Source organism: Bartonella sp. AA86SXKL (genome assembly GCF_042196885.1).
This window is the reverse complement of sequence record NZ_JBHIRE010000486.1, coordinates 1-606: the sequence shown is the minus strand read 5'-3', so window position 1 is coordinate 606 and position 606 is coordinate 1. Positions and strand designations below refer to the sequence as shown.

General features: G+C 29.2%; 1 pseudogene. It reads right to left on the bottom strand.

Features of this window, described 5'->3' with window-relative positions:
- Positions 1 to 606 (bottom strand): annotated as a pseudogene (locus ACFIO5_RS12795) (MFS transporter); the annotation flags it as partial.

The following is a 606-nucleotide window of genomic DNA, read 5'->3' as shown; positions in this document are numbered from 1 at the left end:
AATACCAAGAGGCTGAGCCTTCCAACAGTTGACAAAAAAGATTCGTATGTTTCTCTGAGATTATCGCTAATACACTCGTGCAGAACAACTTCTACACAAAGATAAGTATACTTAATTAAGTAAAAAATCATACAGACTAAAATAACAGCAATTTCTTTTCTTGGTTGAAAGAAAGCAACTGTCAAAATCATAGAAGCTGAAAGAAACAGCAGTAAAACAAAATTCATTCTCTCAGTCAATTTTGTAAATAGAAAACTAGCCAGTAGTTGAGAGAACAATATAAGAGAAAAGATAACACCAAGCTGAAAATACGTTACATTGAGATTATAATCTTTAAATATCCACTGCCAATACTGTGAAAATATATTGAAAAAAATAACTGAAAGTTAAAAACAGAGATATATAAAGAATCTTAACAAAAATAGAGAACATTTCTCTTGCGTCAGAAATAAAAGAAGGCACTTTTTTCTTCTTTCTCTCCTTTTAGATCATCCAAAAAAACAAGCTAAATATTGTTGTCATCAACATTAAAAATGCAGATATATACCATATATATTGGCTAGAATAATCAGCAAAATATGCACCTATCAAACTAAATACAAACAT